The 13,363-nt window shown below is 45.7% G+C and carries 16 protein-coding genes; 6 read left to right on the top strand and 10 right to left on the bottom strand.

What is annotated here, in order from left to right; all coding sequences use genetic code 11:
• The first annotated feature begins 3 nt into the window (after positions 1–3).
• The 3 genes from BVI01S_RS10165 (at position 4) to BVI01S_RS10155 (ending at position 2,555) form a co-directional block, all read left to right on the top strand.
• Positions 4–336 carry an SdpI family protein gene (locus BVI01S_RS10165; RefSeq protein ID WP_061810068.1) on the top strand — a complete coding sequence of 111 codons (333 nt, stop codon included), beginning with the start codon at positions 4–6 and terminating at the stop codon, positions 334–336.
• A gap of 300 nt (positions 337–636) precedes the next feature.
• Positions 637–1,758, top strand: a complete 1,122-nt coding sequence (locus BVI01S_RS10160; RefSeq protein WP_061810067.1) for a YibE/F family protein — start codon at positions 637–639, stop codon at positions 1,756–1,758.
• Complete coding sequence (locus tag BVI01S_RS10155) at positions 1,755–2,555, top strand: YibE/F family protein (RefSeq protein WP_061810066.1); 801 nt, start codon at positions 1,755–1,757, stop codon at positions 2,553–2,555. The genes BVI01S_RS10160 and BVI01S_RS10155 overlap by 4 nt, the downstream gene beginning before the upstream one ends.
• A gap of 66 nt (positions 2,556–2,621) precedes the next feature.
• On the opposite strand, the gene BVI01S_RS10150 is transcribed toward BVI01S_RS10155, so the two are convergent.
• Positions 2,622–2,981, bottom strand: coding sequence for a MerR family transcriptional regulator (locus BVI01S_RS10150; protein WP_061810065.1), 360 nt, complete (start codon positions 2,979–2,981; stop codon positions 2,622–2,624).
• Between the two features lie 14 nt (positions 2,982–2,995).
• Complete coding sequence (locus BVI01S_RS10145; protein WP_061810064.1) at positions 2,996–3,706, bottom strand: SDR family NAD(P)-dependent oxidoreductase; 711 nt, start codon at positions 3,704–3,706, stop codon at positions 2,996–2,998.
• Between the two features lie 150 nt (positions 3,707–3,856).
• On the opposite strand from BVI01S_RS10145, the gene BVI01S_RS10140 reads away from it, so the two are divergent.
• On the top strand, positions 3,857–4,060 hold the full coding sequence (locus BVI01S_RS10140) for an IDEAL domain-containing protein (protein ID WP_061810063.1): 204 nt from the start codon (positions 3,857–3,859) through the stop codon (positions 4,058–4,060).
• A gap of 114 nt (positions 4,061–4,174) precedes the next feature.
• On the opposite strand, the gene BVI01S_RS10135 is transcribed toward BVI01S_RS10140, so the two are convergent.
• The 3 genes from BVI01S_RS10135 to BVI01S_RS10125 all read right to left on the bottom strand — a co-directional run bounded on the left by BVI01S_RS10135 (position 4,175) and on the right by BVI01S_RS10125 (position 8,886).
• Positions 4,175–5,947 (bottom strand): ABC transporter ATP-binding protein, encoded by a 1,773-nt coding sequence (locus BVI01S_RS10135; protein WP_061810062.1) that lies wholly within the window; start codon positions 5,945–5,947, stop codon positions 4,175–4,177.
• Positions 5,944–7,683, bottom strand: a complete 1,740-nt coding sequence (locus BVI01S_RS10130) for an ABC transporter ATP-binding protein (protein ID WP_061810061.1) — start codon at positions 7,681–7,683, stop codon at positions 5,944–5,946. Before BVI01S_RS10130 ends, BVI01S_RS10135 begins: the two co-directional genes overlap by 4 nt.
• A 189-nt stretch (positions 7,684–7,872) precedes the next feature.
• The gene (locus BVI01S_RS10125; protein ID WP_061810060.1) at positions 7,873–8,886 is read right to left on the bottom strand and encodes a C45 family autoproteolytic acyltransferase/hydrolase; all 1,014 of its coding nucleotides are present in this window, start codon (positions 8,884–8,886) and stop codon (positions 7,873–7,875) included.
• Positions 8,887–9,315: 429 nt separating this feature from the next.
• On the opposite strand from BVI01S_RS10125, the gene BVI01S_RS23270 reads away from it, so the two are divergent.
• Positions 9,316–9,543, top strand: a complete 228-nt coding sequence (locus BVI01S_RS23270; RefSeq protein WP_369690886.1) for a DUF2651 family protein — start codon at positions 9,316–9,318, stop codon at positions 9,541–9,543.
• Positions 9,540–9,899: a hypothetical protein gene (locus BVI01S_RS10110; RefSeq protein ID WP_061810057.1), complete on the top strand. Its 360-nt coding sequence runs from the start codon at positions 9,540–9,542 to the stop codon at positions 9,897–9,899. The genes BVI01S_RS23270 and BVI01S_RS10110 overlap by 4 nt, the downstream gene beginning before the upstream one ends.
• A gap of 61 nt (positions 9,900–9,960) precedes the next feature.
• Here BVI01S_RS10110 and BVI01S_RS10105 read toward each other — a convergent pair whose 3' ends face one another.
• From BVI01S_RS10105 to BVI01S_RS10085, 5 genes are all read right to left on the bottom strand, one after another.
• On the bottom strand, positions 9,961–10,293 hold the full coding sequence (locus tag BVI01S_RS10105) for an IDEAL domain-containing protein (protein ID WP_034762219.1): 333 nt from the start codon (positions 10,291–10,293) through the stop codon (positions 9,961–9,963).
• 59 nt (positions 10,294–10,352) lie between these two features.
• On the bottom strand, positions 10,353–10,769 hold the full coding sequence (locus BVI01S_RS10100; RefSeq protein WP_034762217.1) for an RrF2 family transcriptional regulator: 417 nt from the start codon (positions 10,767–10,769) through the stop codon (positions 10,353–10,355).
• Positions 10,770–10,842: 73 nt separating this feature from the next.
• Positions 10,843–11,238 carry a transcriptional regulator SpxA gene (spxA, locus tag BVI01S_RS10095; protein WP_034762215.1) on the bottom strand — a complete coding sequence of 132 codons (396 nt, stop codon included), beginning with the start codon at positions 11,236–11,238 and terminating at the stop codon, positions 10,843–10,845.
• 298 nt (positions 11,239–11,536) lie between these two features.
• Positions 11,537–12,316: an ABC transporter permease gene (locus BVI01S_RS10090; protein WP_174523023.1), complete on the bottom strand. Its 780-nt coding sequence runs from the start codon at positions 12,314–12,316 to the stop codon at positions 11,537–11,539.
• Entirely contained in the window at positions 12,306–13,274 is a 969-nt protein-coding gene (locus BVI01S_RS10085; RefSeq protein WP_061810056.1) for an ATP-binding cassette domain-containing protein, read from the bottom strand. The genes BVI01S_RS10090 and BVI01S_RS10085 overlap by 11 nt, the downstream gene beginning before the upstream one ends.
• Positions 13,275–13,363: the final 89 nt, after the last annotated feature.

The following is a 13,363-nucleotide window of genomic DNA, read 5'->3' as shown; positions in this document are numbered from 1 at the left end:
AAAATGAGTAATATTGGTGTTTCACTCACACATATGAGTGCTTCCCTTATATTTATCGGTATCAGCTTACCTTTACTTTTAGGGAAAATCAGGATGAATACGTATTACGGTATCAGAATTTCAACATCATTCGAATCGGATGAAGCCTGGTATAAGATCAATCGATATGGGGCCTTGCAGATGATCGTATGGTCCGTCCCTTTATTTCTAATCGGAATCATCGTTCTTTTTTTGCCCCCATTTACGGAGACAACGGAGGTTATTCTGGTGTTTTTACCGTGTATGTGGCTCGTTCCACCTGTTGTTCGAACTTTCTTTTATGCTAAAGAACTGTAATCATTTTGCATGTATCAAAGGAGATCCGTCCCCATAAATGCCAGATTTCCTTTTTTTCGATACGTTTTTGATTTTTTCCTTGTTCTGAAACCCGTTTCATACATTATATTGAAGCAGAAGGTGAGGAATCACATTCATACGATTGGCGTAACGCATGGAATGCGGCGTGACAATCTCCTTCTGAAGTGTTCATATTATATGGACACTTTTTTTCATGTCCACCTTTGCGTAATCCCTGCCGATATGGAATAATGATTACGATTTGGATGATGGGTTCATCCGGGAGCTGGAGGATGAAAGGTGATAGTCATTAAAAAATATAGGACACTACTATTATTCGCCTTCCTGGCAATCTGTGTTTTCGCTTCATTATATTTCGTCAACCACAATCAGAGTCTGTGCGACCGTCCGATTGCAGAAGTGACGAGTTCAAAGATAATGGAAGATACGGATATGGAAGACATGACCGGGAATAAAGACCGGGTATACATACAACAGTTGAAAGCCGTAGTGAAAAACGGCAAACATAAAGGGGAGACCATCCTCTTATCGAATAAATACTCCATGTCCGGCGCCAACGATCAGCGCTATGAACCGGGGAATGAATTATTCGTCTCTATTGATGACGGGGACAAAAAGGATAAAACATTGAATGGGCATATAGAAGATGTGAAGCGGGATCAATATCTGATGATCATGACCTGGGCATTCATCCTTTTCCTGTTGCTTGTAGGAAAAAGACAGGGTCTGTTCTCACTGATCACGCTCGGGGTCAATGCACTGATTCTTTCTTACGCATTGGATGTTTATCTAAACTCGGAGAAAGTGGGCCTGCTGCTTGCTTGCAGCGTTGGGGTGATTGCCTTCACCCTCGTCTCCCTCTTATTCGTGAATGGATTCAATGAGAAAACGTATGCGGCGGTGGTGGCCACTCTGATCGGAACGTTCATGACGCTCCTTATCAGCTATGTTGTCATCCGCTTCACAGCCGGGGACGGACTCCGGTATGAGGAAATGCAGTATCTCACCCGCCCTTACCAAATGGTATTCATGGCGGGGATCCTGGTGGGCTGCCTGGGAGCAGTGATGGATGTAGCCATCACCTTATCGTCCTCGATCTTTGGACTATTCGAGAAAAATCCTGACATCTCTACGAAAGCACTGAGAACGTCAGGTTTTGACATCGGAAAGGATATCATGGGAACAATGACCAACATCCTGTTCTTCGTCTACATCAGCGGTGGAATTCCCATGCTCATCCTTTATTTTAAAAATGCCTCACCACTCGCGTTCACCCTTTCCATGAATCTTTCCCTAGAAATGACGAGGGCCCTCACAGGAGGCATCGGGATTGTACTCGCCATCCCGATCGGCATTTATACAGCCATTTTCTTTGTGAACAGAAAGCGGGTGAAAGTATGACCGTCCAAGTATGGCTCGCCATCATTCTATTCGCCCTGATGGTCGCAGTCGGCGGCAAGAAAGGAGCAAGGTCCTTTGTAGCCTTATTCCTAAATACGGGAGTGCTCCTGCTCACCATCATCATGATGAATGATCCGGATATGAACCCAATCATCTTGACGTTGGTTGCATGTATCCTGATCAGCTGTATCTCGTTGTTTTATATCAGTGAAATCAATATCAAGACCGTCACCGCCTTCATCTCTACGATTGTGACGACCGGCGCATTGATTTTCTTCATTTTGGAGTTGACCGATGCCGCCATGATACAGGGTTTCAGTGAGGAAGAAACCGAAGAGATCGGAGCCTTTTCCCTGTATGTCGGAGTCGATTTCGTCAAAATTGGTGCGTCCATGATCATCATGAGCACGATCGGTGCGATCATCGATGTAACGATATCCATTTCCTCCCCCATGAGGGAAATCGCCTATCACAATCCCGATATCAGCCGGAAGGATTTATTCACATCGGGAATCAGGCTTGGCAGGGATATATTGGGGACAAGCGCCAATACGCTGTTCTTTGCTTTCTTCGGTGGCTACATGGGACTCCTGATTTGGTTTAAGGACCTTTCCTACTCCATCGGGGACATCGTGAACTCCAAGGTATTCACCTCTGAAATGATCTTCATCGGCTCAGCAGGACTCGGAGTGGCCCTTGCCATCCCCGTCACCTCGGCCATCACAGCGTATTATCTGGTGAAGGCACGCCAAAGGGAGAAATCCCCAGTCCATTACGAATCACCGATCGACAAATGAGAAGGTCCGTCCCTCAAATAGAAAGGTGAAAACCCCGATTTTATAAAAGAATCGGGGTTTTCCCTATTACTTCATTTCATTCTCATATCTTTTAATTTTCATTTGAATTTTCTCTAGGTTGGCTTGCATATCCCTTATCTGCTCTTGGACGTTTTGTTCCTGATCGAGCATCATGTCCATGCGTGCAGGCAGGGTTTGATCCCCCTCCATCGTCCACTCGACAAATTCCTTGATCTTTTTGATCGGCATCCCGGTATTTTTCAGACAAAGGATCATCTCGAGGAACTTAAGGGAGCCTTCATCGAAAGTCCGGTCGCCATTTTCCGTCCGTTTAATAAAGGGTAACAACCCTTGCCGATCATAGTAATGCAGTTGCGATATCGTCATATTGTTCATCTTGGCAACTTGCCCAATCGAATAATCCATTCTGTACCTTCCTTCTACCAAGGAATAATCCCGTCGTTATTAAGGATTTTACCATGATAGTTTGTCTCACTCAAAGCGTATTTCACAATGACTTCTGCTCCTTGGGCCGTCGTTTTCCCTCCAGGGGCATTCCCGTTTAAATCAGTGGAAGTGAAACCAGGCGTGACACCCATGACTTCAGGACCCTCACTCCCCAGTTCTTTACTGAAGGATAATGTCAGTGAATTCACAGCCGTCTTGGAAGAATTATATCCCAGGATATTGAGGGGATGAACATCCCCATTGTCGAACATGGTCTGGGATGCCATATCCGTCGTAACGTTCACCATCTTACTTCCCTCCACTTTTTTCAATAAAGGAAGATACGCTTGCATCATTTGAAATGTCCCAAAGAAGTTCACATCAAAGATGTCACGCAGCATTTCGACCTTCACTTCACTCGGTTGAATGTTAAAATCAAGCGCTATACCGGCATTATTGATCAATAAGTCAAGGTGATCCGTCATTCCCTTAATAGTTCGGACTGAGTCCTGAATGGATTGTGAACTGGAGATATCCAATTGAACGAATGTTACATTCGATTTGCCAAGGGACTCCACCGCTTCCTTGCCCAGATCCTCGTTCCGTGCTCCTAAGAAAACTTCAAACCCATTCTCCGCCAGCTGTCGAACGACCTCGTATCCAATTCCTTTATTCGCTCCTGTTACCAAAGCATATTTTGTCATATATCTTTCCTCCATGTACTTCGTTTTGTTGTTCTAAATTCAGAATAAACCCTGAACCAAGGTTGAGGGCAAGAATATTTTTTTAATAAAATGTTTGAATATTCTATAAATGGTTAGTATAATAGAAAAAAGGTCAAGGAGCTGATTTTCATGAAGAAGTATTTGCTGAACTCACCACAGTCTGATGTAAATCACATGGATTCACTATTTGCAGAAATGATATTGGACGAGGCACTGCTGACATTTCGGAAAGAGCAAATCGCACAAGGGATTGACCAGGCATTATGTAACCGGAATAAAAAAGAATTCCTGCGTTTGACGGAGGAATTGAAGGAAATTCAGAGTGTGGGATAATTAAATATTACAATAATGATAAGAGGACCGTTCCCCAACTGATTTGAAGTAGGGAATGGGTCCTCTTTTATGTTCTACTAATCGTTTTTTCTACTAAGTCTGACCTATATGATCTCACGACACATAATCAATCGTCGCTCCGCCAATTTCCGCTTCTCTGCCAAACAACCGTGCGTACACACCGGTCTGATTCTGTAACAACTCCCCATGCTTCCCTTGCTCTGCGATCCGTCCATCCTCCAGGACGACGATTTGCTCGGCGGACAGGACCGTGGATAAACGGTGAGAGACGATGATGATCGTTTGGTTCTTTCCGGCGCGCAGCACCGCTTCGTTGATTTTTGTTTCCGTTATGGGATCAAGGGCGGAGCTTGCTTCATCCAGAATAAGAATGGGAGCATCTTTTAAAAGGGCCCTTGCAAGGGAAAGACGCTGCTTCTGTCCACCGGAAAGCAGGCTCCCTCTTTCACCGACCAAAGTATAGAGCCCTTCAGGCAGCGTTTCAATCAATTCACCGAGCCCGCTGTCTTCGAGGGCTTTCAATAGCTCCTCATCCGTCGCATCCCGTTTCCCGATCCGCAGATTATCAGCGAGTGTCCCACTCCTCAGCATGACATCCTGGGTGACAATGGCCATCTGTGAACGCAGCCAGGCTGTATCCCACTCCCTGATATCCCGGCCATCCACTTCAATCCGCCCTACTCCCGTATCATAGAGCTTGAATAAGAGATCGACAATCGTGGATTTACCCGAGCCGCTTGGACCGACCAATGCCCATTTTTCCCCGGCACCGATGGAAAAAGATACACCCTTTAATACATTTTCATCTTTACCGGGATAAGAAAATGCGACGTCCTGAAGACGGATACTGCCGATTGCCCGTTTACCCGCGATGCCTTCTGACACCTCAGCTTCCGAAGCTTCCTCGGCAAGCAAAACTTCCGACCGATCCAACGCCGGACCGGTCCGTCTGACAGAAAGCCAGTTTCTGAGCAGGCGCTGCATCTCATTCGCCGCAATGGTCACGAGTCCACCGGCTGTCAGCATCTGGCCACTTGTCAGTCCTTGATTCCAGATTAAGAGCGTACTGATCAAATAAACCAGTCCCAGGGCAAACCCGTTATAACTTGCAATGACGACGACCGATTGCATCCTTGCTTTCAGTTCTTTGACCGAGTGGTGTACAAAACTGTCACGGATGGAGATGACGCTGTCCACTTCACTCTCCGACACACCCATGACCCTGGACAGATGGATCCCAGTCACGGACTCTCTCAATCGTTCAAGATATCTCGACGCTTCTTTCCTGGCATCCGCTGACGCCAACCGGGTCCTTGCCCCTACCATATTGGAAGTCCAATAGAAGATCACGCCAAGGACGACGCTTGTGATCATCAGATAAGGATGAATCCATAGGAGCACCAGGCTGTAAATGAATACCCCCTGCACGCTTGCCATGAAGGTCGATCCTTCCCATGCGAGGAAATTATGAAGCGTATCCGGATCATCCGACACCCTCGCAAGCATCTCTCCCGTGGAATTATGATGATAAAAAGAATACGGGACGATTTGCAGATGGCGGAACAAGCGCAGCTTCTGCCAATTCGTCACCGTCTTCGCCGTTTGGTGACAGAAATATTCGTCGATGACCATCATGACCAGATCCAGAACTGCTGAAAGGATCAAGAGCCACATCAGCCCCCAAAGCCAGTTGTAATGTTCATTCGGAATGATCGTATCCACGAGCCAGCTAAGGGCAAGAGTCGGGATCAATGCCGAAAATACCTGGCTGATCGCGATGACTATGGAATCCGCGATGACCCATTTTTTATAAGGACGGAGAAAGCTCAGCACTCTTCTGCCGTCGCGATTCTTCTTCGCGCTCATCCGATCAACTCCCTTTCAAGCTCGCTGTATTGAGCCTTGTATAATTCATAATATTTGCCTTGCTTCAGAAGCAGTTCTTCATGAGTACCTTTTTCCGCCACGACTCCTCCATCGAGAAGAATAATGACATCGGCATTCCTTACGGTGACAAGACGGTGGGCGATGGTGATCGTTGTCCGTCCCGGAATCAGTTTTTCCAGGGAAGCCTGCACCCGCTCCTCCGTCTCTCCGTCAAGGGAAGAAGTCGCTTCATCGAAGATCAGGACAGGAGGCTGCCTCAGGATGGCACGAGCCATGGCCACCCTTTGCCTCTGTCCGCCTGAAAGCTTCAATCCCCTCTCCCCGACGATGGTTTCATATCCTTCCTCAAGAGAAAAAATCAATTCCTTCAGACCTGCGGCTTCTACAGCCTGATCAAGTTCTTCTGTCGTCGCATCTGGTTTTCCGTATAACAGATTCTGCCTTAAGGTACTATTCAATAAGAACGTCTCCTGGGATACGACCCCTACCTGCTGGCGAAAGCTGTTCCTGTTATAGTCGAATAGATTTTTATCATCGATCATCACCGAACCCTGTTGCGGTTCATAGAGTCCCAGTAATAGCTGGACAAGGGTACTTTTCCCTCCGCCGCTCGTTCCGACGATCCCGATATGATTCCCCTGGTTGAGTGACAAAGAAACACCTTTTAATACCTGTTTATCCGTCCCGGGATACGAAAACCATAGATTCTCCAAGTCTATTTTTCCTTTTACAGGACCAAAAGAGGGAAGCTTCTCTTCATGTTCTTCCGGCAGATCGAAATATTCATAAATCCGATGCAGGGCAGGAATCGCCTGCTGAATCGTCAAGGCGTGCTCTGCCATGGATCTTACTGGTAAAAACATGATGGGAATGAAGCTCAGGCAGGCAACTAGGGTACCGATGGTGATCGTTCCATCCCAGATTGCCCAGCCCCCGATCAGCATGACGACACCCGGTGCTGCGATATTAAAGAGATTCCCGAGGCGCCAGTTCACCTTTCCGATCAGCGCTGCCCGGATCGAGAATTGCTTCCAATCACTTAGCTTCTTCTCCTGAGTGCCAACTTCTATATCCTGTGTCTGATAAGTCCTCACCAATCGGACACTTTCAATGCTTTCCTGCAGGTGCTGATACATATCCGCACTCATCTCCCGCTGGACCGCGCTCATTTTCCTCATTTTTTTACCCAAGGTGAAGGAAGGGATGATATAAATGGCAAAAACCGCGAACATGACAATTGCAGCAGGCCAGAATAAAACAAACACGGTGGAAAAGGCAGCGACTGCTCCCACCACCTGCTGCAGAATACGGGGAACGACCGTATTGTTCAGGTTCTGAATCGATTCCACATCATGCGTCAGACGGAAGAGCATATCCCCCCTCGGCGTCTTCGAGAAGAACGACATCGGGGTCCGGTGCAGCTTTCTGAACGCCCGGATCTGCATATCTGTGATCACATCAAGACCGATTTTCACCTGCACGTATTCCTGCATCGTTTCGAACAGGGATTTACCGAGATACGCACCGAGAATCCCGCCTACTACCCAGACAAGAAAGTTCAGATCCCCTCCGACAATGACGTCATCCACCAATCGTTTCACAAGAATTGACGGCACGATCGTAAAGAGACCGCCGATGACGGAAAACAGGAGTGCCACCAACAGCTTCCTCCAATAAGGCTTAAAATGGTTTAACGTTATTTTTAATAAGTTCATGTTGAACCCCCTCACAAAATTCTATTTTATACCAACAGATGAAAATATTCACTATAATTTGAATACTGTATAAATTAAGTATATTCATCCTTTCCATCCCTATCTTCGGTCGTTGGGGCGGATGGGTTCTACGACTTTTGGATGAAGAAAAAGCTGATCCATCTTGGCATGGGATCAGCTTTTCTCTATTCACTCTATGTAGCCACTCAGTTTCTTTCTGAGAATGTCGCCCCCTGTTACCCAATCGTGAAAGTTCACGTCCAGTGCCTCCTTGCTCCCGGCAATGGTTGTAAGGATTCTTGAATCATGATAGGAATACGAAAAGGTGTGAAGGGTGCCGAATAAATTCTCATAATCACTGAAGAAAATCGGGGAGTCGATGTCTTTAAAATGGTGAAACAGTTGACGATGGGAAAGCTGTTCTTCGTTTAATCTCAGTAGATGTTCATTTCGCTCCAGGGAGCCTTCAATGAATGGACGGTTTTTGCTATTCATTTGTTCATCCTGAAAATGATTCACACATGACAGAAAAGATTCTCCATACCTGACCGTCACCTTCTCAGGACTAGCTTCCACTTCGGCCATCTTTCCATTTCGGTCTCCGATGGAAAAGTTATAGCAGGCTGAATGCGGGATTTCCTGTAGCAAGGCAACTGCATCTTCGAGGGAAGAACATGTATCCAGAACCATCCGTATGGCCGCCCACGGAGAGACTCCTTTTCTGTAGCCGTCATGACTGACAAAGTGCAATCCTGCAACCAGACCATGTTCATTCACCCCATCATGCCTTCCCAGGACTTGAAGATTATACCCTGCGGATGCAAAGGCTTGTTTTGGCTGAACCATACTAAAAACCCCATCATATAAATCCGGGGAAAAATCATAATTCCGTACATAACACTCCTTAGAAAGAAGGCTGGAACACCCCATCGCTTCAGTCTTCGGTACATCATACCCACTGCATAAGGCAGCTGCTTTAAGAGATGAGATACCGAAACCCTCTGCAAGGCCTTCCAGTTCCTCCATCAGGTGTGGGGAGAATGAGGTATAAATCGATTTCATTTCTGGAAGATCAATCTCTTGTTTAGTGATTGACCCAAGCATATGTAAGATGGAAGTATCTCTCATCTTTTCACCTGTTTCTACTCCGATATCATATGAGTTGCCCCTCATTTGAAAGACTTGTAGTTTGAAATCCGGCATGTAAATCCCTCCTTGATTCCATCCTATTCCTTCTGATTGCTTCACACCTGTCATTTTGTGCTTGTTTGGGACTGATTGATTGAATTGAATGTACAAGGGAGACGGGATTCATGCGGGTTTCGAGACCTTTCAAGCGAGAAATGAATTTTTCATGCCGAATGACTCAGGATCAAGCGGGATATGGAACATATCATGCGGGATTTCAGATAATCGTGCCAGCTTGTCGAATTTTCTTTAAAATAATCGCATTTATAATGCTCATGTTACTCCATGGGCGTACCTTCCCATATTTAGATCAATCTGACTTATGAGCTTATCGATAAATTTTAATTCAAAGATCTACAAGGTCCTCAAAATCCAATTGATAACTACGTCTATTTGGTGTAATATTACACTAAAGGAGTGATTTTTACATTGGATATCTTGTTCATGGTTTTAGTTGGCTTTCCGATTTTGTCAATCATAGCAGGAATTCTGGGATATTTCTTTTTTAGAAATCTCTTTGTCTCACCTATATTCGTCTTTCTATCTGCGCTTGTTGCCACGTTTACTGTTTTCAATGATTCGTTTCTGCTATGGGTTTTTGTATATACCAGCTTAGCTTTTCTTTCTGGTTTAGGGATAAAAATCTTTAAAGAAAATAAGGGGGCAATATGAAAAACTATCGTTCAGGAATGCTATTTAGTTTACTCTCATTACTTTCGTTTCTTTTCATTCGCATAGTTGACGGTTTATGGGGCTCTTTTGCTTGGTCACTCCTTCTCACGATTGTTGTATTTCTTTTCTATAGAAGGAAGAAAAATTGGGATAGAAAAGATATCATTGTGATTTCGTTCAGTACGGGTCTTTTCTATCTACTTTTTGCTTCCTTTGGTATCAGTCTATATCCACCCGAACCGATTAGAGATCTGGGTGATATCATCATGCCTTATCTGTATGCAGGTATGTTTGGGGTGTACACGATGATTGTGTTGTTTTTATCCGGAATGGTCTTTAACAAGCAGAGAAGTTGAAAATTCCCCCACATACAAAAAAAGCTGAAGAGTCCACTCCTTCAGCTTTTCACTACTCTATTCACTTCACACCCTCAACCAGTTCACGCATGGAGTTCAACTTAGCTGTCAGCTCCAGGAACCATTCTTCATCTCCCGTTTCGAGGGCCAGGTCGATCAAGTATTGGATCTGTTCTTTATTTTTGACATGTGTATCGGGAATTTTGTTGATTTGTCTATTTAACAGGGGAAGGATTTTCCCTTCGATGGTTTTATTATCACTGGTCACAATTTTCGCTTTAACAGCTTCTCCTTTGGTGTCCAGGTTCTCAATATAGCCGATGACCAGTTCTCCGGTAAGTAATTTCCCTTTGACCCAATCTCCAATTTTTAATAGTGTTTGCTCGTTTGACATTCCTTTTCACCTTCCAAACTGTAATGTTATTTGTTACATTTAGCCAGAAAGAAAGCTCTCTACGCTTTCTCCTGATGGATCATCTCGACGATGTCTTTAATCGTATAGTCCTTTAAGTAATCCCCCAGTTTTTCTTCTGCACCGAGGAAGATTTGGAAAAGGACATTCTTCATATTGGCGCCTACGAGACACTTATCATTGGTAGCGGTGCATTTTGGCTGAAGGGCGCCCTCTGATGTGATTTTATAAATATCCCACAGATTAATGTCGCTCAGGTCCATGGCAAAGATGAATCCGCCGCCTGTCCCTTCTTTAGACGCAATGAATCCCTGCTTTTTCAGAAGACTGAGGACTTTGCGAATCCGGACCGGATGAACCCCTGCACTTTCCGAAATCGCATCGCTTGTCGACATGCGGTCCGTCTGCAGTGCCAGATACGTCAAACTATGGATGGCTAAGGTAAAGTCGCTATTCATGGACTGCCTCCTTCCCGGATGTTACTGTAATGGTAACTTTTACAGTTCACACTGTCAAGAATCCGGTTCCCGGTTAATTGGCCAGCTTTTGCAGCTCACTGTATTCGAAGTTACGCACTTTCCTTGGGAGAAAGCTGCGGATTTCTTCGTCATTATATCCAATCTGCAATCTTTTCTCATCCAGCATGATCGGTCGTTTCAATATGAGAGGATTTTCCCTGATTAATTTATATAAATCCTGGAGTGGCAACGAATCAATGTCCACTTTCAACTCCTGGTACGCCTTTGATTGTTTAGAAATGATGTCCTCTGTGCCATTTTCCGTCAGGCGGAGGATCGACTTGATCTCATCAGGCGTCAATGGCTCTGTCAGCATATTGCGTTCTACGAATTCAATGGAATGTTCCTCAAGCCATGCTCTCGCTTTGCGGCAGGACGTACAGCTCGGTGTCAGAAATAAATTGACCATGTGTTTACACACTCCTTTTTAAATGTAATAAAAAAAGTAACAGTTATGATTAAAATAAATGCACGCCAATTTCGGGTACACTGTAATAATAATATTTACAGTTAAAGATGTCAACTCTTTTTAGAAAACTCTTTTAGACCGTTATGATTATTCCTTACCCCATAAGCTAAATGGATAAACGTAAGATTGAACTCATTGAATTCTTCGAAGTTTTTTGACAAGAAGCTTATATAAAGGTTTTATAAACCTGATAAAAAGAAGAATCCTTCCCTCTAAGAGAAGAATTCCTTTTACTACTCTATTTTCTTGAAACGGCTCCTTTCGCAGAAACGGCGGCAAATGTAATCGTGATGGCACAGACGATCACGATGGCAATGACACCCTGCATCAAATCCCAGAACACCCAACCGTCGATGAGAGCGGTCCGCATGCTTTCAAACACATAAGTCGTCGGGTTGATGGTAGCGGCAATCTTTAACCACTGAGCCTCGATCAATTCAAGTGGAACAAAGGTCGTGCTTAAGAAAATGAGCGGGAAAAAGATGAATGTCCCCGCCTGGGCGGCCTGGGCATTTCTCGTCCGCAGGGCAATCCCGACGGAATACCCGGCAAATGCAAGTCCCCACCCAATCGCGATTAAGAGGACAAACAAAACCCCGGCAAAGCCTGTTTTGACGTTCAGACCGAGTAAAAAGGCCATGCCAATGATAAGGAGCGTCTGAACGAGCAGCTGCAGCATCCCGGCGATGATCGGACCGAGAACGATGGCAAGGCGTGATGCCGGTGTCAAAAGCAATCTTGAAAAAAAGCCGGTTTCAATATCCTTTACGATGCTCTGCCCCGCTCCCCCTGCCCCACCGATGGCAGCCGATACAATCGATACGGGAAGGATGAAGGCAAGATAATCGGCACCTTCAAAGGTCGGCAACTGGGATATACCGCTCAGTCCCCCCTCGTACACCAGAAGGAAGAACGCAGAAATAATCAGATTAGGAATGAATGAAAACGGGTTTCGGATGGTGGTCTTGATGTTCCGGACCGTCATGAGCCATGTGTCCTTGAATACATTATTCCCCACGACTCTTCACCCCTTCCTTCGTCTCGCTCGTCAATTTCAGGAAGATATCATCCAGGGTTGGGGAAGACAATTGAATATCGATGATCCCTATATCCTCCGTGTCAAGGATTCGGACGACCTCGAGAAGCTGCCTCGTTCCCTCTTCTACATAAACGAGGATCTTTTCTTGTTGTGCAAGTACATCGACCTCTTCCATTTGGGTGCGAATCATATTCACACTGTGTTCGATCACATCCCGGTCTTTCAAGGTGAGAGTAATGAGATCCTGCCCGATCTCAGCCTTCAAGTCCTTCGGAGATCCCATGGCGACGATTTCGCCTTTATTGATGATACCGATCCGGTCTGCAAGGGAATCGGCTTCCTCCAGATACTGCGTTGTGAGAAAGATCGTCGTGCCCTTCTCCTTGTTCAGACGGCGCAGCTCTTTCCAAATCGCTGCACGGCTCGACGGATCCAGTCCCGTCGTCGGTTCATCCAGAAAAAGGATATTCGGTTCGTTGACCAGGGTGAGAGCAAGGTCCAGTCTCCTTCTCATCCCCCCGGAATAACCACCTATCCTTCGCTCAGATGCTTCTGATAATTCCACAATGTCCAGAAGCTCCTGTGCCCGGCGTTTCCCTTCTTCTTTCCCGAAGCCGAAAATAAACGCCTGAAGCTCCACCATCTCGCGGCCGGTCAAATCCGGGTCTACGCCCGTCTCCTGAAGGGCGACGCCGATATGCCGCCGGACTTGTTCCGGTTCCCCTATGACATCATATCCGGCTACCTCCACTTTTCCAGACGAAGCATTGATGAGGGTCGTCAAAATCTGGACCGTCGTTGATTTCCCTGCACCATTGGGACCTAAAAAAGCAAAAAACTCCCCTTCTTCGACATGGAAAGATACATTCTTCACTGCCTGCACATTTCCTTTTTTAAATGTTTTGGTTAGATTCTCCACTTCAATCCTGCCATTCATGAGCATCCCTCCGTTCTATCTATTTCTATTCGAGGGAGGGATTGGTTTATCCTTTATCTGGTGTGTGCCGATGTGTTGGCATGCCACGG

Origin of the sequence: Rossellomorea vietnamensis NBRC 101237, assembly GCF_001591825.1 — a bacterium.
In the GTDB taxonomy this organism is placed as follows: Bacteria; Bacillota; Bacilli; order Bacillales; family Bacillaceae_B; genus Rossellomorea; species Rossellomorea vietnamensis.
The sequence above is the reverse complement of the archived record's forward strand: the minus strand, read 5'-3'. Positions and strand labels throughout refer to the sequence as shown.